The 19,088-nt window shown below is 68.9% G+C and carries 17 protein-coding genes and 2 pseudogenes; 8 read left to right on the forward strand and 11 right to left on the reverse strand.

Annotation, left to right across the window (positions count from 1 at the left end):
• Positions 1-5: 5 nt before the first annotated feature.
• From ACW4E8_RS38370 to ACW4E8_RS38390, 5 genes and pseudogenes are all read left to right on the forward strand, one after another.
• Positions 6-1,547, forward strand: coding sequence for an efflux transporter outer membrane subunit (locus ACW4E8_RS38370; protein ID WP_456809244.1), 1,542 nt, complete (start codon positions 6-8; stop codon positions 1,545-1,547).
• A 105-nt stretch (positions 1,548-1,652) separates the two neighbouring features.
• A pseudogene (locus tag ACW4E8_RS38375) lies at positions 1,653-2,189 on the forward strand (SRPBCC family protein); the annotation flags it as partial.
• A gap of 96 nt (positions 2,190-2,285) precedes the next feature.
• Positions 2,286-2,765: pseudogene (locus ACW4E8_RS38380) on the forward strand (YbhB/YbcL family Raf kinase inhibitor-like protein); the annotation flags it as partial.
• 25 nt (positions 2,766-2,790) lie between these two features.
• Positions 2,791-3,222, forward strand: coding sequence for a hypothetical protein (locus tag ACW4E8_RS38385; protein ID WP_456809245.1), 432 nt, complete (start codon positions 2,791-2,793; stop codon positions 3,220-3,222).
• A gap of 92 nt (positions 3,223-3,314) precedes the next feature.
• Positions 3,315-3,782 (forward strand): DUF2127 domain-containing protein, encoded by a 468-nt coding sequence (locus tag ACW4E8_RS38390; protein ID WP_153953931.1) that lies wholly within the window; start codon positions 3,315-3,317, stop codon positions 3,780-3,782.
• Here ACW4E8_RS38390 and ACW4E8_RS38395 read toward each other — a convergent pair.
• On the reverse strand, positions 3,734-5,542 hold the full coding sequence (locus ACW4E8_RS38395) for an ExeM/NucH family extracellular endonuclease (protein ID WP_456809246.1): 1,809 nt from the start codon (positions 5,540-5,542) through the stop codon (positions 3,734-3,736). The genes ACW4E8_RS38390 and ACW4E8_RS38395 overlap by 49 nt on opposite strands.
• Before the next feature lie 146 nt (positions 5,543-5,688).
• Here ACW4E8_RS38395 and ACW4E8_RS38400 point away from each other — a divergent pair, with 146 nt between their 5' ends.
• Together ACW4E8_RS38400 and ACW4E8_RS38405 are read left to right on the forward strand one after the other, a co-directional pair.
• Positions 5,689-5,979, forward strand: a complete 291-nt coding sequence (locus ACW4E8_RS38400; protein WP_456809247.1) for an antibiotic biosynthesis monooxygenase family protein — start codon at positions 5,689-5,691, stop codon at positions 5,977-5,979.
• A 9-nt stretch (positions 5,980-5,988) separates the two neighbouring features.
• A complete protein-coding gene (locus tag ACW4E8_RS38405) occupies positions 5,989-6,627 on the forward strand; it encodes a CDP-alcohol phosphatidyltransferase family protein (protein ID WP_316153996.1) in 639 nt (212 codons plus the stop codon).
• Positions 6,628-6,665: 38 nt separating this feature from the next.
• Here the strand turns inward: ACW4E8_RS38405 and ACW4E8_RS38410 are convergent, their stop codons facing one another.
• The 10 genes from ACW4E8_RS38410 to ACW4E8_RS38455 form a co-directional block, all read right to left on the reverse strand.
• Positions 6,666-8,159: a carboxylesterase family protein gene (locus ACW4E8_RS38410; RefSeq protein ID WP_456809248.1), complete on the reverse strand. Its 1,494-nt coding sequence runs from the start codon at positions 8,157-8,159 to the stop codon at positions 6,666-6,668.
• 4 nt (positions 8,160-8,163) lie between these two features.
• On the reverse strand, positions 8,164-9,501 hold the full coding sequence (locus ACW4E8_RS38415; RefSeq protein ID WP_456809249.1) for an MFS transporter: 1,338 nt from the start codon (positions 9,499-9,501) through the stop codon (positions 8,164-8,166).
• 13 nt (positions 9,502-9,514) lie between these two features.
• Positions 9,515-9,730, reverse strand: coding sequence for a hypothetical protein (locus ACW4E8_RS38420; protein ID WP_456809250.1), 216 nt, complete (start codon positions 9,728-9,730; stop codon positions 9,515-9,517).
• 439 nt (positions 9,731-10,169) lie between these two features.
• Positions 10,170-11,096, reverse strand: a complete 927-nt coding sequence (locus ACW4E8_RS38425; RefSeq protein ID WP_456809251.1) for a LysR family transcriptional regulator — start codon at positions 11,094-11,096, stop codon at positions 10,170-10,172.
• Positions 11,097-11,223: 127 nt separating this feature from the next.
• Positions 11,224-12,687: an N-acyl-D-amino-acid deacylase family protein gene (locus ACW4E8_RS38430; protein WP_456809252.1), complete on the reverse strand. Its 1,464-nt coding sequence runs from the start codon at positions 12,685-12,687 to the stop codon at positions 11,224-11,226.
• A gap of 31 nt (positions 12,688-12,718) precedes the next feature.
• The gene (locus ACW4E8_RS38435; protein WP_456809253.1) at positions 12,719-13,711 is read right to left on the reverse strand and encodes an ABC transporter ATP-binding protein; all 993 of its coding nucleotides are present in this window, start codon (positions 13,709-13,711) and stop codon (positions 12,719-12,721) included.
• A complete protein-coding gene (locus ACW4E8_RS38440; protein ID WP_456809254.1) occupies positions 13,708-14,763 on the reverse strand; it encodes an ABC transporter ATP-binding protein in 1,056 nt (351 codons plus the stop codon). Before ACW4E8_RS38440 ends, ACW4E8_RS38435 begins: the two co-directional genes overlap by 4 nt.
• 16 nt (positions 14,764-14,779) lie before the next feature.
• Positions 14,780-15,673 (reverse strand): ABC transporter permease, encoded by an 894-nt coding sequence (locus tag ACW4E8_RS38445; RefSeq protein WP_456809255.1) that lies wholly within the window; start codon positions 15,671-15,673, stop codon positions 14,780-14,782.
• Between the two features lie 26 nt (positions 15,674-15,699).
• The gene (locus tag ACW4E8_RS38450) at positions 15,700-16,635 is read right to left on the reverse strand and encodes an ABC transporter permease (RefSeq protein WP_456809256.1); all 936 of its coding nucleotides are present in this window, start codon (positions 16,633-16,635) and stop codon (positions 15,700-15,702) included.
• Positions 16,636-16,661: 26 nt separating this feature from the next.
• Positions 16,662-18,245, reverse strand: a complete 1,584-nt coding sequence (locus tag ACW4E8_RS38455; RefSeq protein WP_456809257.1) for an ABC transporter substrate-binding protein — start codon at positions 18,243-18,245, stop codon at positions 16,662-16,664.
• Between the two features lie 89 nt (positions 18,246-18,334).
• Between ACW4E8_RS38455 and ACW4E8_RS38460 the strand changes: the two genes are divergently transcribed.
• The coding region (locus ACW4E8_RS38460) for an RNA-guided endonuclease InsQ/TnpB family protein (protein ID WP_456809259.1) at positions 18,335-19,088 on the forward strand (754 nt) is incomplete at its 3' end.

The raw sequence follows: 19,088 nt of genomic DNA on the forward strand, positions 1-19,088 counted from the left end.
TCAACATGAATGCCCCTGCATTTTCGACAACAAATTGGCTGCATAAGCTGCCTAAGCTGGCGACGCTGGCCGCAGCGCTAGTCCTTGCGGGTTGCTCGCTGGCCCCGACTTACAAGGTGCCCGAAACCGCCACCGTGCCGGCCTTCAAGGAGGCCGAGGCCGCCCAGGCCGAAGGCGCGCAATGGAAGACCGCGACGCCGGCCGAAGGCCAGCATCGCGGTGACTGGTGGAAGATCTTCGGCGATGCCGAACTGGATCGCCTGATCGGCGCGGCTGGCAGCTCCAACCAGGATCTGGCGATTGCCGCTGCCCGCCTGAAGCAGGCACGGGCCTTCACGGGTGCCACTGAGGCGGATCTCTACCCGCAACTGAGCGTTGGGCTGGACCCGACGCGCAGCCAGCCGTCGGCGGCCTCGCAGGGTCTGCCCGACGGCACGCGGGTCTCGCCGCAGACGGTGCTGAAGGCGCGCGCCTTCGCTAGCTATGAGCTCGACCTGTTCGGCCGCGTCGCGTCCAGCGTCAACGCCGCCCGGGCTGAAGGCGAGGCCGCGGAGGACCTGTATCGCTCGGTGCAGCTGGCGCTGCAGGCCGACGTGGCGCAGGCGTACTTTGCACTGCGCACGCTGGACAGCGAGCGCGACCTGCTCAATGCCACCATCAAGCTGCGCGAGGATGCGCTGTCGCTGCTGAAGAAGCGCTATGACGCCGGTGAAACCACCGACCTCGATCCCGCCCGTGCCGAAGCTGAACTCGGCACCGCGCGCGCGGACCTGGCCGGCATCGAGCGCCGCCGCGCCAACCAGGAGCATGCGCTGGCGGTGCTGACCGGCGTGCCGCCGGCGGCATTCTCGCTGCCGGCGCGTCCGTTCGACGCCGCGCCGATCGCGGTTCCCGCCGGGCTGCCGTCCGAACTGCTGGAGCGCCGCCCCGACATCGCCGCGGCGGAACGCCAGATGGCCGCGGCCAACGCGCGCATCGGCGTAGCCAAGGCGGCGTTCTTCCCGCGCATTACGCTGACCGGGCTGTTCGGCTTTGAATCGGCGGACCTGTCGAACCTGTTCAAGTGGTCGTCGCGCACCTGGGCGCTGGGGCCGCTGATTGGCTCCACCATCGCACAGACCGTGTTCGATGGCGGGCGCAACAGCGCCAACCTCGCCGGTGCCCGTGCCGCGCACGAGGAAAGCGTGGCCGGCTACCGGCAGACCGTGCTGGTGGCGTTCCGCGAGGTGGAAGACAGCCTGGCGGACGTGCGCTGGCTCAGCCAGCAGGCCGGCGCGCTGGACGGCGCACTCGGCGGCGCCCGGCGCGCGGCGCGGATCTCGCGCAGCCGCTATGACGCCGGCGCGGTCGACTACCTGACGGTGATCGATGCCGACCGCACCGTGCTGCAGTCGCAGCGCGAGGCCAACCAGGTGGCCGGCCTGCGGGCTGCCGCAACGGTGTCGCTGATCCGCCGGCTGGGCGGCGGCTGGGGCCCGCTGCCGGAAACGGTGGCGGCTGTGCCGGCGCCGGCGGCCGAGGGTACGCCGGCCTCCCAGGCCCGCTAAGCCCGGGCGGGACTGGCGCGATGCTTCCCAGTCACTACACTGGAAGCATCGCGCCATGCGTACGGGATGCACGGGTGCACCCCGGATGCGTCCTGTCCCGCCGCCATGCTTGTTCGACACAGGAAACCGTTCTGGGGATTGATCTTCGCCGCGATCACCGTGGGCACGCTGTTGGCGCCGCTGCCCTGGTCCGACCGCACCGCCATCCATGACGAGGTGGTGATCGCCCGCCCGCCAGCCCAGGTCTTCGACTACGTGTCCACGCCGCTGCACTGGCCCGAATGGCATCCGGCCTCGCTCGGCGTGGCGGGTGCGACCGACCATCCGCTGGGGCAGGGCGAGCGCGTGACCGAGACCTTCATGGTCGCCCAGCGCGGTGGCGCGGTAGTCTGGACCGTCATCGAAAGCCAGCGGCCGCGCACATGGTCGATCGAAGGCGTGGCCGAAGGGCGCAGGGTCGGCACCATCACCTACCGGCTTACGCCTGCCATGACGCCGTCGCTGACCCCGGCGGCCGAACGCACGCGCATTGAGCGGGAATTCCGCTACCGGTCGCCTACGCTGCTCTTTGCGCTGATCAACCGCCTGATGCTGCGCGAGCGCGTCCAGGCCGAGTCCACCGAAGCCGTGCGCCGGCTCAAGGCGCTGCTGGAGACGCCCGCTGCCGCCATCGCCTTGCGCGGGGCAGCGATCCGGCCTAAGTTGGAGCCATCCCTCAGTGCGTCCAGCGAGGCCCATATGCCGTTCCAGCTGCAATCGACCGCATTCACCCCGGGTGGCGAGATCCCCGCAGAGCACACCTGCGAAGGCGCCGATATTTCCCCGCCGCTTGCCTGGACCGGCCTGCCGCCCGGCACGGCCAGCCTGGCGCTGATCGTCGACGATCCCGATGCACCCGACCCCGCCGCGCCGAAAATGACCTGGGTCCACTGGCTGGTCTACAACCTGCCGGCCCATGCCGAGGCGCTGCCGGCGGACATCGGCAAGGCCGGACTGCCCGCCGGCACGCGCGACGGGCTGAACGACTGGCACCGCGCCGGCTATGGCGGGCCATGCCCCCCGATCGGCCGGCACCGCTACTTCTTCAAGCTCTATGCGCTGAATGCGGCGTTGCCGGACCTGGGGATGCCTGACAAGGCAGCGCTGGAGCGGGCAATGCGGGGCCATATCCTGGCCACCGCAGAGTTGATCGGCACTTACCAGAAGCTGCAGCGCTAGGCGCGGTGCGGCCGGAGGCTACATCATGTCGCACCGAATGCTTCGCCGTGATGTCCGAGGGCCGTGGTGGTGGCTGGCGGCGGCCGGGGCGCTGGCACTGCTGGCCGTGGCCGGCCCGCTGCGCGCCCAGCCGCATGAATCCGGCCCTATCACCATCGGCGGTTCGGCGCAGGTGCAGGGGCCGCTGACCGTGCACGGCAAGCTGGTTGTCGCCGGACACGTCTATGCCAGCGGCCCGCTCACCGCGGCGTACTTCACCGGACCAGCCAGCGCGCGGGGGCTGCCGTACGGCGGCGGCTATCTCAAGGTCTTCAACGGCCCGGTGACAGTGCATGGCGACATGGTGGTCAGGGGCGACCTGAGCGTGGCCGGCCCGCTGACCGTGGACGGCCCCATTGCCGCCAGCGGCGGCATCGATGCCGACGGGCCGATGCGCGAGCGCGAATACGGGCGTTGAAAGCGCGCACCGGCGCTACGCAAGCTGCGGCATTGCCTGCGGGTGTTGCACAATACCGGCTTTGCAATTCTTGCATCGACCGGGGACACCGCATGGCAAAGCAGGGCGCACTGGGCCTGAGGGGCATCGCATTGTTTGAAGCCGCCAAGGGCTTGCTGGTGATCGTGGCCGGCCTGGGCCTGGCCGCACTGCTGCACCGCGACGCCCAGGCGCTGGCGGAAGCCATCATCCAGCGCATTCACGTCAACCCGGCCAGCCGCTATCCCACCATCTTCCTGTCCTTGCTTGCGCATCCCGACAACGCGCGCCTGTGGGCCATCGGCGGCTCTGCCGCGGTCTATGCGCTGATGCGCTTTGCCGAAGCGTACGGGCTCTGGCGCGGTCTTGCATGGGGCAACTGGATCGGGGTGTGGTCCGGCGGCATCTACATTCCGCTGGAACTGTACGAGGCCCTGGTCCACCCCAGCTGGCTGCATGGCACGCTGGCGGCAGCCAACCTGCTGGTGGTGCTTTACCTGGCGCGGGGGCTGCTGGCGAAGTCGACCACCAAGGGGTCGTGATCTGACGAACGGTAGGGGTCGGGCGCATAGTGGCCCGGCACCGCAGGCGCACCCGGCGCCGGGGCGTAGGAGAAGGCGGGGGGCTCGTCGGCATTGATATGCCAGGCATGCACGGCCATGACATGCCGGGCCGCGATGGCATCGGCAAGCACATGATCGAGATAGCCGGCCTGGCCATTGTAGACGTAGCTGTAGGCCGGCTTGCGGGCGAATTCCGCGACCATGTCGGCGTAGCCGTGGCGCGCCAGCACGCGCATGGGGTCTTCCATCGCATAGCTGTTCAGGTCGCCGATCACCAGCACGCCCGCGCCGGACGCGCCCGTCGGCGTTGCGCCCAGCCATTCGGCCAGTGCCTCGGCGGCCTGCACGCGCGCGGGATTCCAGCAACCCTGGCCATCGCCCTGGTCGGCCTGCGCGCCGGTGGCTTCAGTGCACGTCTTGGATTTGAAATGATTGACCACGACCGTGACCGGCGCGCCGCCAGCCGTCGCGCGGAAGGTGCCGGCCAGCGGCTGGCGGCTGCGCTCGCCCAGCCAGGTGGTGGCCGCGCGCCCGGCAGGCACGGCGGTGCGGGCGTTGTACAGCAGCCCGACCGCAATGGCATCGCTGCCAAGCGCCGGCGTGCCGGGGTCGAGCACGCGCCAGTCCGGCCCGAGCCGCGCGGCCAGCTGGCGGATCGCGCTGTACTGGCCGTAGCCGTCGTTTTCTGCCTCCATCACGCCGATCACGTCCGCATCCAGCCCCCGCAGCGCGGCGAGCAGCTTGGCTTGCTGGCGCGCCAGCGCCTCGGCGCCCTGCGCGCCGCGGTTGCCGGGGGCATCGAAGCCGCCGCCCTGGCCGTCACCGTTGAAGTAGTTCTGCAGATTGAAGGCGGCCACGCGCAGCGTGGTGGCCGGATGCCGTGGCGGCGCGCCGCGGCGCGGGTTGGTGGCCTGGAACACCGGCGCGCTGGCACCAGGCACCGGCTGCAGGCGCCACTGCCCGTGGCGTTTTTCCAGCACTCCCTGGACGCCGCTGACCGTGTCCCCGGCACGCACCGGATGGTCCGCGGCCAGGCGCGGTGGCGGGTAGGGCACCGCGGCGGGATACTGGCGCGTCGAGCCATCGTCAAGCAACAGCCGGTTGCGGGCGTTGGCGGCGGCGGCTTGCCGCGCGGCCGTGCCCGGCAGTGCCTGTTGCGTCGGTGCGATGGGCCGGCCGTCGCTCAGCGCCAAGGTGCCATAGCGACCAAGTTCATGGGTGTCGGCAACCGTTAGCGTCTGCGGCAGGCGCACCAGCATGCCTTCACGCGCGGCAAGACCGGATTCGCCGGCGACCGGCAAGGTCAGCGTGTGCGGCGTCACCGCCATGCCGCGCGCGCACACCGCCAGCGGGCCGGACAGCACCAGCTGCGTCTGCCCGAATTTCTCTTCGACCCTTCCGGACACGCGCACCATGTCGCCGGCGCGTGCCGGGGTGCGTGGTGCATAGACGAACAGGCCTTCCGACACGCCGGGCCGGTGCAGGCGTTGCGCGTCCGCGGTCTGCAGGAAGAAGCCGCGCAGGCCGCCATCGCCGCTGAAGTCCGCGGTGACGATGGCCTCTACCTCCACCACGCTGCCCGCGAGCGGTGACGTCGCGGCGGCACCCTGGATCTCGGCAATCGGCGTCGCGGGCGTGCCGCATGGCTGCGATGCAGCATGCGCGCCTGCCAGGCAGGTCAAGGCGAGGGCGGGCAATGCGGCCCGGGCGAGGTGGCGCTTGCGCAGGGACAATCGCATGGCGTTATCGGCAGGTAGTGGCAGGGTGGACGATGCTAACCGCCGCGTGTAACGGAATGCTTGCAGCAGGCATACGGCCCCGCGATCGTGCTAAGGTAGCAGACACCCGCCGGTGCCCCGGCATCCACTCCATTGGTAAAACCGCCATGATCAAGGAAATCGCACAAATCACCATCAAGCCCGGCATGGACAAGCAGCTGGAGCAGGGCGTGAGCCAGGCCACGCCGCTGTTCCTGCGCTCGCGCGGCTGCCACGGCGTGCAGCTGTTCCGCTCGATCGAGCAACCGGAACACTACACGCTGGTGGTGGAATGGGAGACGGTGGAAGACCACATGGTCCATTTCCGCGAGTCGCCCGAGTTCCAGCAATGGCGCGCCCTGGTGGGCGAAACCTTTGCCGCGCCGCCTAACGTGCACCACGTGGCCAAGGTCCTGTAAGCGCGCACCATGAGCACCCGGCCGGAACGTCCCCGCCATTTCTCGATGCTGCGCGAGCTGCAGCTGGCCGATGTCTTTACGCTGGGCAACGCGGCCTGCGGCATGGGGTCGGTGTTCTTCGCCATGTTCTACGTGGCCGACCAGCAGCTGTCGCATTTCTTCACGGCGGCGGCGCTGGCGCCGCTGGCCTTTATCTTCGATGTGCTGGACGGCCGCATCGCGCGCTGGCGCCATGCGCATTCGGCGCTGGGGCGCGAGCTGGATTCGCTGGCCGACGTGATCTCGTTCGGCGTCGGGCCGGCCACGCTGGCCTTTGCCGCCGGCATGCGCGGCGGCTGGGACCTGGCCGTGCTGATCTACTTTGTCTGCTGCGGCGTGAGCCGGCTGGCGCGCTTCAACGTCACCGCCGAATCGCTGGCCGAGGGTAGCGACAGTGGCAAGGTGGCCTACTTCGAAGGCACGCCGATCCCGACCAGCGTGCTGCTGACCGCGGTGCTGGCATGGTGCGCCTGGCAAGGCCAGCTTGGCGGCGAGCTGCCGGGCGGCGCGTGGGTGCTGGGCCCGGCGGTGCTGCATCCGCTGGTGCTGCTGTTCGCGCTGTCGGGCACGCTGATGGTCAGCAAGACGCTGCGCATTCCCAAGTTCTGACCGGCCGGCGCCGAGTGCGCCGGCTCGGTGCCGCGACATCAGGAGGGCGTAGCGCCGGATCCCGGCGACAGCGGCTGCCAGGGCTGCATTGCCAGGCCGTCCTCGCGGAACTCCGCGAGTTGCGGCGCCGCCGCGACGAACGCCGGCCATGACTGTGCCGGTCCTGGCTTGCCATCGCGGACGAAACCGACAATGGCGTTCCGGAACGCGGCGCCAACGCGTTCGAATACCGGCTCCGGTACTTCCATGACCATCGGCGCGTCGGCCCACGCCGACCGGTTGCCGAACAGGAATGGCAACTCCATGCAATGCGGGCTCATCAGGCCGGGAACCTGGCTCTGCACGGCAAAGCGATATGGAAACACCGGTATGCCGCAGGCGCTGAAGGCGCCGGCGATCTGCTCCGTGCCGGCCACGAAGACTTTGTAGCTGCTGCCGTCGACCAGTTGCGTGTAGGGCGTGGGGGTGGCACGTGCCGCGGCGAGCCGGTCGTAAATGTGCCCGGCCTGTGCGCCGAAGGCACGGTCGAACCAGGCCCGGACCCTGGCTTCGCTGGCGCCGGCCACCATCGGCTGCGCGCACAGGAACGCCGTGTTTTCCTCAGCCGTGAAACCGAGCAGCGTCGCGTCGACATGCGCGGCCGCGGCCGCGCGCGGCATATCGAAGAGCCAGCCGGGCACCAGACCCTCTTCCTCCACCGGACGGAAGCCAACCGCAATCTCCCCGAAACCTGCGAGTGAGCGCATCAGTTCGCCCTGAGCCGCCAACACCGCGGCAACCGGCATCGAATCAAACCGGAGGCCGTTGGCGTGCGCGCGGAACGCCTCACTGGTGGCACGGGCCTCCTGGGGTGTCTGCGGTGGCAGGGCCGGCAGGCTGAAGAGCAGGTTCCGGCGCAGCAGGCCGCGCGCGGCGGGGCTGATGCCCAGCAGCCAGGCATACCAGGCGCCGGCGGACTGGCCGCCCACCGTCACCGCGGCAGGATCGCCGCCAAGCTCGTGGATATGCCGCTGCACCCACGCCAGGGCGTGGAGCAGGTCGCGTACCGGCCGGTTGCCGCTGGCCGTGTCGCCGCCCTCCACGTAGTGCCCCAGCGCGCCAAGACGATAGTTGACGCTGACCACCACCATGCGGCCTTCACGCGCCAGCCGTTCGCCGTCATACCAGGCTGCCGAGCCGCCGCCAGACATGAAGCCGCCGCCGTGGATGAAGACGAACACCGGCGCTGACTCCGCCTCGGCACTTGCCCAGACATTGAGGACGAAGGCATCCTCGGATTGCGCATTGGCGTCGATGCCGTCGCCCATTACCGCGGCCAGCCGCGACCTGGCCTGCGGGAACACCGCAGCCGGCCCAGTCGCGTCCCGTTCATCCTGCCAGGGTGCGGGTGCCCTGAGTTCTGACAGGCGGCTCGAAGGGGCGATGCGCTCGCCATAGGGTAGCCCCCGGAACACGGCCACGCCATTGCGGACCTCGCCGCGTGCCAGACCACTACTGAGCGAGACAACTGCTGTCTTTTCGTTCCAATTCATCAATTCAGACTCCTGAGGCCCGCATGGCGCGGGACAAGAACAGCGCGATCAGCGCACAGGCCAACACCGTCACGGCCATGCCGGCAATCAACTGGTGCAGCGCCAGGCCATGCTGCACCAGCCAGCCAACCGATCCCGCGCCGGCAAGCGAGCCCAGCCGGCCGGCGCTACTGGCCCAACCCACGCCGATGGAGCGCACCGGCGTGGGATAGGCCATCGCCATGACGGCGTTGACCACGACAATCGGGCCGCTGACCAGGAAGCCGGCGCAGAACACCAGGACGGCATAAGTGGGCGTGGCGGCGGGCGCTGCGATCCACAGCGGCAGTGCTGCACCCAGCAGCCAGGCCGCACCCACGAAGCGCAGCGGCGGCACCCGGCGGATCGTCAGCGCGGCGACCATGGCGCCGGCGAGTCCGCCGGACTGGAACAGCGCGGCCGTGCGCGAGGCCGCCGCCACGCTGGCCCCGCCATCGCGGATCAGCGTTGGCAGCCAGCTGGCGATCACGTAGAAACTGCCCAGGATCAGGAACATCAGCGCCCATAGCAGCACCGTGGTGCGGACCAGCGCAGGCGAGAATAGGCTGTGCACGCTGCCGTTTGGCTGGCCCGCCTGTGTGCGCGGCGCCAGGAACTGCGTCGCCGCGTCGACCGCGATGCCGAGCCTGGCCAGCGCCTGGCGCACGCGGGCGGACTCGGCGCCGCGGTGGGCGAGGTACATCGGCGATTCCGGTACACGGGCCAGCACGGCGGGCAGGCACAGCAACGGCGCGACCCCGCCCAGCACGAACAGGCCCTCCCAGCCGATGCGCTCAATCAGCAGGCCGGTCAGCAGCCCCGCCAGCGCCGAGCCGAGCAGGAAGCCGCAGAACACCGCGGTCAGCGTCGACGCGCGCCGCCCGGAGGGCAGCACTTCGGCAAGCAGCGCACCGATTGCCGGCATTGCGACGCCGATCCCGATGCCGGTTGCCAGCCGCCATCCGATCAGCTGTGGCAGCGCGGCGCTGAAAGCGCAAGCGATGGATGCCAGGCCAAACAGCGCCGTGCCGGCCGCCAGCACCGGGCGGCGCCCGCGCCTATCGGACCACATGCCGCCGGCCAGGTAGCCGATCAGCAGCCCCAGCATGCCGGCCCCGATCGCCGCCGAGGTCTGCGCGGGGGTGCTGTGGAAGCGCGCAGCGACCTGGGGCGCGACGAAGCCGACTATGGCTGCGTCGAAGCCCTCGAATGCGACGATGGCAAAGCAGATCAGAATGACCAGGCTGCGCCGCCGGTTGGCGGGCGCGCCGTCGAGCACGGCGGCGACGTCGGTCAGGGTGGATGCAGGTGGGGGCGTTGTCATGGGTTGTCCTCCGTCAGAACGCATGTTCAACGAATAGCCCGGCAACGGTCTGCTGCTTGCCATCGGCAGGCCCGGCCACGCCGTTGATCCACGCTCTGGCATCGGCGGTGCCGCCAGCGCGCTGGTATGCCGCTTGCACATAGACGCGGGTGCGCTGTGACAGCGAGGTCTCGGCGCGAGCCAGGAATTGGTGTGCATAGCGGTCCTGCAGCACGCCATTGCCCTTCATGTACTGATAGTGGAAGGTCAGCGCGTAACGTATAAGTGATGCCGCCGGCTGCCAGGCCGCTGATGGTCAGGCTATCGGCTTGCGCCGCAGCGGTCACGGCAAACAGCCCGAGGGCAGTAATTGCCCGGGCACCGCGACGGCCCGCCGGACAGCCGGTTGCCGCACGGGTGCAAGCGCCCCTTCCCGCAAACTGCAAAATCATGCGTCTCCTCCGTTCTGCATCTATCGTATCGGCGCCTTGCTCTGCGGCATGGCGGCCTTGCGCAGCCAGCCGTTGCGCCAGGTTGCGCGACGGCTGTACGGTGAACCGATAGTAGTGTCAGGAGGCGGGCTTAAGGCATGACAGTTCCGAGAATTGCCATGCCATGTACGCATGACCCGCCGACAGGGCGCGGCGCGTCCTGCGGCCGCTGATGACGCGGATCGGGAACGCCGGAGATCAGCCGCCGTGCGCCGCGTCGACAGCGTGCCGAAGCGCGACGATAAAGGCGCGGGCGGCGCGCGTGCTGCTGCGGTCGCGGCGCCAGATCGCCGCCATGGGGCCGGGATTCAGGGCGAAGCGCGCGGGTAATACCACGACTTCGCCAAGCGATGCCAGGTGGCGTGCGGTGCTGCTCGCGAGGTGCCAGAGGAATTCGCCGGACAAGACCAGCTCACGGCCAAGCTCAAGCGACAGGGCGCCCAGGATCTCGGGTGGCTCCAGCCCGGCCTCGCGAATCTCGGTATTGATCAGTTCGCGCATAAGGCTGCCAGGCGGCGCGGAAACCCATGGGTAGCGCACGCAATCCGCCATGGTCACTGCCGGCAGCCGCGTCAGCGGATGGCCCGGTGCACAGGCCAGCGCAACGCCATCCTCGCCCAGTTCCACGGTGCGATAGGTCTGACCGTTCAGTGAGCGTGGACTGCGGCTGACCAGCAGGTCGATGGCGCCGGTGTCGAGCCGCTCGATCAGGGTCTCGTGCCTGCCGACCTCTACCGTGATCTGCACGCCGGGGCTGGATTTGCGAAAGGCCAGGATCGCTTCGGCCACCGGCCAGCGGGTGAACATCGAGAAACACCCGATCACCAGCGTGCCGGCACCGCCGCCGGCGACTGCGGCCAGGTCTGCTTCGGCCTTGTGCATGTCGCTGAGCAGGAGCGCTGCGTAGCGGCACATCACGGCACCAAGCGCAGTACTGACCATGCCTTTGGCGGAGCGTTCGAACAGCTTGCCGCCGACGATGTCTTCCACCTCTGCCACGGCGCGCGACAGTCCGGATTGCGTCATGTGCAGCTGCTCGGCTGCCTTGGACAGGTTGCCAAGGTCCGCCACGGACAGGATGACCTCCAGGTGTCTCGGGCGCAATTTGCCTTTGAATGGCGTCATGGCGGAATCGGGTGGTGGCAGGGGGGGCGGGTGGCCGGACAACAGCCGTGGCGCGCCAGCATGGTAACCCAACCGCTCACGCCGGTTCGGCCAGGTTCGCGGCTGATCCCGCCAGGTGACCGCGGCGCTATGCTGGCCGCGTGATGACCTGCCCGTTGCGCGCCCCGCTGTGCGCGCCGTGCTGCCAGGTAATGGCGCCGTTGACGATCACGGTGTCGATGCCTTCGGCTGGCCGGGTGGGGGTCTCGTAACTGGCGGCATCGCGCACGTTGGCCGCATCGAAAACGACGATGTCGGCGTGGTGGCCCACGGCGAGCGTGCCGCGCCGGTGCAGGCCGAAGTTGCGTGCCGTCAGCCCGGTCATTTTCCAGACCGCCGTCTCCAGCGGGAACAGGCCGACCTCGCGGCAGTAGTGCCCCAGTACGCGCGGGAAGGTGCCCCACAGGCGCGGATGCGGGCTGGCGCCGACGGGGATGCCGTCGGAGCCGATCATGGTTTCGTCGAAGGCAAGGATGCGCTGGACGTCGTCCTCGTCCATCTGGAAGTAGATCGCGGTGCCCGGCTGCAGGCGGCGCGCGGCTTCGTCCTTGGGCACGCCCCATTCCCTGGCGATGTCATCGAGATCGCGGCCCGCGCATTCGGGGTGCGGTTCGCTGGCGGCGATCAGCACCCGGCCGTCGAGCATGCCGCGGTCGGTGCGGATCATGGTGGAGCCGGCCGTGTACGGGTAGCAGTCGAGCGACACGCACTGGTGCTTCATGGCTTCGCGGATAAAGGGCAGGGTTACCTGGCTCTTGCCAAAGTTGGCCTGCCTCTGCACCTTGTGGTGCGACACCACCACCGGCACGTCGAGCTCGCGGCCGATGCGGAAGGTCTCGTCGAGCGAGGCCATGACGTGGTCGGACTCGTCGCGCATATGCGTGACGTAGAGAGCCTTGCGGGCACTGAGCGGCCGGCAGACTTCGATGATCTCCTCGGTCGTCGCCATGGCGGCGGGCGGGTAGAAGGTGCCGGTCGACAGGCCGATCGCGCCGGCTTGCATGGCTTCTTCGACCAGTGCCTGCATGGCGGCGATCTCTGCGGCATCGGCTGGCCGGTCCAGCGCCGCCATGGTGACCGCGCGCAAGGTGGAATGCCCGACCATGGCGGCTACATTGACCGAGCTCGGCATGGTACGCAGCGCGTCGAGGTAGGCGGCGAAGGTGGTGAAGCGGCCTTGCGCCGGTGTGTCGATCAGGCTCAGCGGCATCGGCAAATCCATGTCGGCACGCAGCGGCGCGGCGCTGATGCCGCAGTTGCCGGCGATCACAGTGGTGACGCCCTGCGAGACCTTGAACGGCATGGTGGGTTGCGACAGCACCGCCTGGTCATCATGCGTGTGCGCGTCGATGAAGCCAGGGGCGACAATCAGGCCGGTTGCATCCAGCACCCGGTCGGCCGTGTGCCCGGCGAGGTCGCCGATCGCGGCGATGCAGCCGTCGCGCACGCCGATATCGGCGCTGAAGCGGGGTGCCTTGCTGCCGTCGATCACGGTGCCGCCGGCGATCAGCAGGTCATAGTGCGTGGCGTGCGCAGAGGTGGGGTCGGACATGGGATTCCTTTCCTGGACTGGAGTGTAGCGGTCAGCGGAAATGGCAGGCCACCAGGTGGATGCCGGTGGCGGAGGGACGTTCGGTCAGCAAGGGGGCCTGCTCCTTGCAGCGGGCTTGCGCATGCGGGCAGCGCGTGTGGAAGCGGCAGCCCGCTGGCGGATTGGCCGGGCTGGGCGGATCGCCTTGCAGCAGCAGGCGCCGGGCGGGCCTGCGCGGGTCGGGCACCGGCACGGCGGACAGCAGGATCTCCGTATAGGGGTGGCGCGGCGCCGAGAACAAGGTGTCGCGGTCGGCCAGTTCGACGATCTGGCCGAGGTACATCACGGCGACCCGGTGGCTGATATGGCGCACCACGGCCAGGTCGTGCGCGACGAACAGGTAGGCGATGCCGAACTCGGCCTGCAGGTCCATCAGCAGGTTGACCACCTGCGCCTGGACGGAGACATCGAGCGCCGATACCGGCTCGTCGCAGACGATCAGCTTCGGGTTGAGTGCCAACGCCCGCGCGATGCCCAGCCGCTGGCGCTGGCCGCCGGAGAACTCGTGCGGGAACTTGCGCACGGCTTCGGGCCGCAGGCCGACCTTGCTGAACAGCCATTGCACGCGCTCGTTGCGCTCGGCACGGGACTGCAGGCCGAAGTTGCGCAGCGGCTCGCCGACGATCTCGCCCGCCGTCAGCCGCGGGCTGAGCGAGGCATAGGGGTCCTGGAAGATGATCTGCAGGTCGCGCCGGCGCTGCCGCATGGCACTTGCCGGCAGGTCCAGCAGTTCCTCGCCGTCGAGCTGCACCGAGCCTGAAGTCGGCTCGATCAGGCGCAGCACCGACTTGGCAGTGGTGGTCTTGCCGCAGCCGGATTCGCCGACCAGCGAGAGCGTCTCGCCGCGCTCCACGGTGAAGGACACGCCGTCCATAGCCTGGATCGGCGGCCTGCCCGGTGCCAGCCAGCGCCGCGGTGCGAGGTAGTGTTTCCTCAGGCAGTCGACCTTGAGCAGGGGCGTTGGCGTGGCGGAGGTCGTGCTCATGCGATGGCTTCCTGGGCTTGTGGGTTGCATTCGATGCGGCCTTCCTCGACGGCGAAGCAGGCCACCGCATGGTCGCCGCCGTGGCGCGTGAGCTGCGGCAGCTCGCGCGCGCAGCGCGCGTTGGCATGCGCGCAGCGTGCCGCGAAGGCACAACCGCGGCGCGCTTCCTGTGGCGATGGCACCAGGCCGGGGAATTCGGCCAGGCGCCGGCTGCTGGTGTTCATCGACGGCATCGATGCCATCAGCGCGCGGGTGTAGGGGTGCAGCGGGCGGTCGAACAGCTCAGTGACACTGGCTTCCTCGACCTTGAGCCCGGCGTACATCACGATCACGCGGTCGCAGCATTCGGCCACCACGCCCAGGTCGTGCGTGATCATCACCACGCCCATGCCCAGTTCCTGCTGCAGGCGGCGAATCAGGTCCAGGATCTGCGCCTGGATGGTCACGTCGAGCGCCGTGGTGGGTTCGTCGGCGATCAGCACCTCGGGATTGCAGGCCAGCGCCAGCGCGATCATCACGCGCTGGCGCATGCCGCCCGAAAGCTGGTGCGGGTATTCGTTGACGCGGAGTTCGGGCTCTGGGATCTGCACCAGCCGCAGCATTTCCACCGCGCGCCTGAGCGCGTCGGCGCGGCTCGCGCCCTGGTGCAGCTGCACGGTTTCGGCAATCTGGCGGCCAATCGTCAGCACCGGGTTCAGCGAGGTCATCGGCTCCTGGAAGATCATCGAGACGCGATTGCCGCGGATGCGGCGCATCTCGCGTTCGCTGAGCTGCAACAGGTCCGTGCCGCGCAGCCGCACCGCGCCGCGGATGCGTGCCGGTGGCGTGGGCAGCAGCCGCATGACGGACAGCGCCGTCACGCTCTTGCCGCAGCCTGACTCGCCCACCACGCCCAGGGTCTGGCCGGCGCGCACGGTGTACGAGACGCCGTTGACCGAGCGGGCCGGCCCGGTGAGCGTGTCGAAATGCGTATGGAGGTCCTCCACTTCGAGCAGTGGCTCGCCCGTGGCCGGCCTGACATGGGACATCGCGCGCGACATCGTGATGGTCATGGTTGCGCTCCCGGATTCAGAGTTGCCGCGCCAGGCGCGGATCGAGCGCGTCGCGCAGCCCGTCGCCGAGCAGGTTGATGGCCAGCACCGTCGCGGCCAGCAGGATGCCCGGGTACAGGATGATGTGGAAGGCCACGGCCACGAAATTGCGCCCCTCGGCCATCATGTTGCCCCAGCTCGGCATCTGGGGGGGCACGCCGACGCCGAGAAAAGACAGCGCGGCTTCCGTGAGCACCGCGGTGGCGGCCACGAAAGTGGCCTGCACGATCAGCGGCGCCACCATATTTGGCACCACGTGGCGCACCAGGATCACCGGCAGGCGGGTGCCGACCGCATGCGCCGCCTCGACGTAGAGCTGCTCGCGCAGGGTCAGCGCCAGCGAGCGCACCAGCCGCACCACGCGCGGGACCTCGGGTATGGCGATGGCGATGATCACCGCGCCCAGGCTGGCCTGCGTAACGGCCATCAGCGCGATCGCCAGCAGGATGCCCGGGATTGCCATCAGGCCGTCCATCACGCGCATCACCAGGGAGTCCGCCCGGCGCACGAAGCCCGCGACCAAGCCCAGCAGCACGCCGGACACGGTTGCCAGCAGCCCGACCGACAGGCCCACGATCATGGACACGCGGCCGCCCCAGACCGCGCGGCTGAACACGTCGCGGCCCAGCGCGTCGGTGCCGAACCAGTGCTCGGCCGATGGCGGCTGCATGCGCGCCAGCGGGTCGATGTCCTGCGGGTCGACGGTGGCAATCCAGGGCGCGCCGAGGGAGAGCACGGCGATCACCGCCAGCAGCAGCGCGCCCAGGATCAGCGTGGGGTGCTTGCGCGCCCAGTGCCAGCGCGGCAGCACGAAAGGCGCATCGTCGGGTGCCGGTACGGCAGGTTCGGTCGCGGGCAGGGAAGTGGTCATGTCAGCAGGTCTCGCGGCGAAAGCCATCAGTACTTGATGCGCGGATCGAACAGCCGGTAGCTGAGGTCGATCATCAGGTTGATCAGCACGTAGACCCCGGCGGAGACCAGCAGCACGCTCTGGATCACCGGGTAGTCGTGGCGCTGCACCGAGTCGACCACCAGGCGGCCGACACCCGGGATCGCAAACACGGTCTCGGTCACGACCACGCCGCCGATCAGCAGCGCGATGCCCATGCCGACCGTGGTGGCGATCGGGATCGCCGCGTTGCGCAGCGCGTGGCCCAGCACCGGCAGCACGCCCAGGCCCTTGGCGCGCGCCGTGCGGATGTAGTCCTCGTGCAGGACTTCCAGCACGGTCGCGCGCGTCATGCGCGTCACCAGCGCGATATAGACCAGCGCCAGGTTGACGCAGGGCAGCACCAGGCTGCGCAGCCATGCGCCAGCGCCGTCGGCGAGGCGCGCATAGCCCTGTACCGGGAACCACGGCAACTGGATGGCAAAGGCGTAGACCAGCAGGTAGCCCACCAGGAACACCGGCAGCGAGAATGCCAGCACCGCGAACAGCATCACCAGCCGGTCGACCCAGCTGCCGGCGCGGTACGCGGCCAGCGTTCCCAGTGGCACCGCGACCAGCAAGGTCATCAGCATCGTCAGCGCGGCGACGGAGACGGTCGGCTCCAGCCGCTGCGCCAGCAACCGGGCCACCGGCACCTGGGTGAAGATGGAGGTGCCGAGGTCGCCGGTGGCGAGCCGGCCGAGCCACAGCAGGAACTGCCGCCACAACGGCTGGTCCAGCCCCAGTACGCCGCGCAGCCTGGCGATGTCGTCAACGGTCGCGAGGTCGCCTGCGATCAGCGCCGCCGGATCGCCCGGCGACAAGTGGATCAGCAGGAAGACCACCACGGCCACCACCGCCATCACGGGCAGCGTCGCGGCCAGGCGTCGGAGCAGGTAGCCCATTGTCGTGTTTCCCCCGGGTGGTTCGGTTATTTGTCGAGCATCCAGACCGTGGGCATGCCGGCCCACATCCTGTCGATGCCCTTGAGGCTGGCACGCGCCGCGAAGGCCGCCGAGTACTGGCCGGCGTTCACATAGGGCACCGCCTCATAGGCGCGCTTCTGGAAGGCATCGAGCAGTTCCTTGCGTTTGGCGGGCACGGTCTCGCGGATCCAGGCCGTGCGCAGTGCGTCGAGCGGCTTGTCGCAGGGCCAGCCGGGCAGGCTGGTGCCGCAGGCGGCGCCGAGGTAGGCATTGGTGATCGGGGAATCGGCATCGAACTCGCCCGCGACGGTCACGTACATATTCCAGCCCCCGGCCTCGGGCGCATCCCGCTTGGCGCGGCGCGCGCCGATGGAGGCCCAGTCCATGTTCTGCATGTCAACGTTCATGCCCATGCTGCGCATGGTCTGTGCCGCCATCAGGGCTTCAGCGTTGAGCTGGGGAATGTCGGTCGGCACCAGCAGCACCACCTTTTCGCCCTTGTAGCCGGCCGCGCCCAGCAACTGCTTGGCACGGGCCGGATCGGCCTTGCGGTACGGTTCGGCGCCGGCAGCGGTATCGTTGGGGCCGCCGCAGATGAAGAAGGTGGCGCAGTAGTTGATGCGCATGTCGAGCGGATAGCCCATGGCCGCGGTGAAGCGTTCCTGGCTGACCGCCTGCAGGAAGGCCTGGCGCACTTTCGGGTTGTTGAATGGCGGATGCAGCTGGTTCATCACCAGCACGCCCTGGTAGGCGCCGCCCGCGCCGATCTTGATGCTGGCGTCGCCGCGCAGCGGGGTGATGTAGTCCGGCGGTACCTGTTCGATCAGGTCGACCTCGCCGCGCTTGAGCGCCGCGATGGCGCTGTTGGCGTCCGGCAGGTAGAGCCATTCGACGCGGTCCACGCGGGGCTGCTTGCTGCCGGCGAGACCGCTCGCGGGCTCGCTGCGTGCCACGTAGTGCGGGTTGCGCACGAACACCGCCTTGTTGCCCGGCACCCATTCGTCGCGCTTGAAGATGAAGGGGCCGGAGCCCAGCACCTCGGGCAGCGGCGCGGTGGCGGGCATCCTGGCCAGGCGCTCCGGCAGGATCACCGGCGGAAAGCCAGAGGGCTTGGCCAGTGCATCGAGCACCATGCCAAAGGGCTCCTTGAGCGTCAGCGTGAACGTGCGCGCGTCGACCGCCTTCCACTCGGCGCCGGCTTCGCCCATGGCACGGCCCAGGCTGTCGCGCGCGCCCCAGCGCTGCAGCGAGGCGATCGCGTCCGCCGAGGTAACCGCGCTGCCATCCGAGAACTTCAGGCCGGGACGCAGCGTGAAGCTCCACTGCCCGCCATCCTTCGAGCTGCTGTACTTCTCGACCATCTGCGGTTGCGGCTTGCCCCTGGCGTCCTGCGCGAACAGCGTGTCGTAGACCATGTAGCCGAAGTTGCGCGTGATGTAGGCCGTGGTGAAGGTCGGATCGAGGATCTTCAGGTCGGCATGCGCCACGACCTTGAGCGTCTTGGTCTGCGCCAGCACGGGAAGGCTGGCGCCTGCCAGGACCAGGACGCCCGCCGCGAGCGCGGCGGACAGGGATCGGTTTGGTGTCATCAGACTTGCTCCGAGAAACCTCGCCCTTCAGGGCGGGGAGTGAAAGGAGTGCTGCCGGCAGCAAGCAATCCCAAATTAGAATGACCGGCATGCTTATCGTCTATCGCTACCGGGTGAAGTCGCTGAACGGCCTGCTCAATCAGCAGAGCCGCGCGGTGAACTACGTCTGGAACTTCTGCAACGACACGCAGAAGCACGCACTCAAGTGGGGCAAGAAATGGCCCACGGCTTTCGATCTGAACGTGTTGACGACCGGCAGCAGCAAGGAACTGCGCATCCATTCCGGCACCGTCAACGCGGTTTGCGAGCAGTACGCCAAGTCGCGTAGCCAGCACCGCCGGCCGTACCTGCGCTATCGCGGCCGCAAGTCGCTCGGCTGGGTGCCGCTCAAGGGCCGGGATCTGAAGCGCGCGGGCGACGCCTTCCGCTTTGCCGGCAATACGTTTCGCGTGTTCAGCTCCCGTCCCCTTCCCGAAGGCAAGATCAAGGACGGCACGAATTTCTCGCGCGATGCCCGAGGCAACTGGTTCCTGAACATCGTGATTGAAGTTGCCGACATCCACGCCCGATCCCCGGAGCGCGGCGTCGGCATCGATCTTGGCTTGAAGGACCTTGCCACACTCTCCACGGGCGAGAAGATCGCGAATCCGCGTCACCTTGGCCGACTCGAGCAAGCCCTTGCCAAAGCGCAGCGAGCGCGCAAGAAACGACAGGCAACGAACCTCCACGCGCGCATCAAAAATACACGGCGCGACTTCCTGCACAAGCTCTCGCATCGCATCGTGCGGGACTTTGACTACATTGCGGTGGGTAATGTGAATGCCGCCGGCCTCGCCAGGACCA

The organism is Cupriavidus sp. CP313 (genome assembly GCF_054072015.1).

Excerpts from the sequence above, each read along its gene's own strand:
- ACW4E8_RS38415 (WP_456809249.1), bottom strand. The coding sequence starts at position 9,501 with ATGACAACGCCCCCACCTGCATCCACCCTGACCGACGTCGCCGCCGTG.
- ACW4E8_RS38405 (WP_316153996.1), top strand. The coding sequence starts at position 5,989 with ATGAGCACCCGGCCGGAACGTCCCCGCCATTTCTCGATGCTGCGCGAG.
- ACW4E8_RS38400 (WP_456809247.1), top strand. The coding sequence starts at position 5,689 with ATGATCAAGGAAATCGCACAAATCACCATCAAGCCCGGCATGGACAAG.
- ACW4E8_RS38410 (WP_456809248.1), bottom strand. The coding sequence starts at position 8,159 with ATGAATTGGAACGAAAAGACAGCAGTTGTCTCGCTCAGTAGTGGTCTG.
- ACW4E8_RS38425 (WP_456809251.1), bottom strand. The coding sequence starts at position 11,096 with ATGACGCCATTCAAAGGCAAATTGCGCCCGAGACACCTGGAGGTCATC.
- ACW4E8_RS38385 (WP_456809245.1), top strand. The coding sequence starts at position 2,791 with ATGTCGCACCGAATGCTTCGCCGTGATGTCCGAGGGCCGTGGTGGTGG.
- ACW4E8_RS38390 (WP_153953931.1), top strand. The coding sequence starts at position 3,315 with ATGGCAAAGCAGGGCGCACTGGGCCTGAGGGGCATCGCATTGTTTGAA.
- ACW4E8_RS38440 (WP_456809254.1), bottom strand. The coding sequence starts at position 14,763 with ATGACCATCACGATGTCGCGCGCGATGTCCCATGTCAGGCCGGCCACG.
- ACW4E8_RS38420 (WP_456809250.1), bottom strand. The coding sequence starts at position 9,730 with ATGAAGGGCAATGGCGTGCTGCAGGACCGCTATGCACACCAATTCCTG.
- ACW4E8_RS38455 (WP_456809257.1), bottom strand. The coding sequence starts at position 18,245 with ATGACACCAAACCGATCCCTGTCCGCCGCGCTCGCGGCGGGCGTCCTG.
- ACW4E8_RS38430 (WP_456809252.1), bottom strand. The coding sequence starts at position 12,687 with ATGTCCGACCCCACCTCTGCGCACGCCACGCACTATGACCTGCTGATC.
- ACW4E8_RS38450 (WP_456809256.1), bottom strand. The coding sequence starts at position 16,635 with ATGGGCTACCTGCTCCGACGCCTGGCCGCGACGCTGCCCGTGATGGCG.
- ACW4E8_RS38370 (WP_456809244.1), top strand. The coding sequence starts at position 6 with ATGAATGCCCCTGCATTTTCGACAACAAATTGGCTGCATAAGCTGCCT.
- ACW4E8_RS38445 (WP_456809255.1), bottom strand. The coding sequence starts at position 15,673 with ATGACCACTTCCCTGCCCGCGACCGAACCTGCCGTACCGGCACCCGAC.
- ACW4E8_RS38435 (WP_456809253.1), bottom strand. The coding sequence starts at position 13,711 with ATGAGCACGACCTCCGCCACGCCAACGCCCCTGCTCAAGGTCGACTGC.
- ACW4E8_RS38395 (WP_456809246.1), bottom strand. The coding sequence starts at position 5,542 with ATGCGATTGTCCCTGCGCAAGCGCCACCTCGCCCGGGCCGCATTGCCC.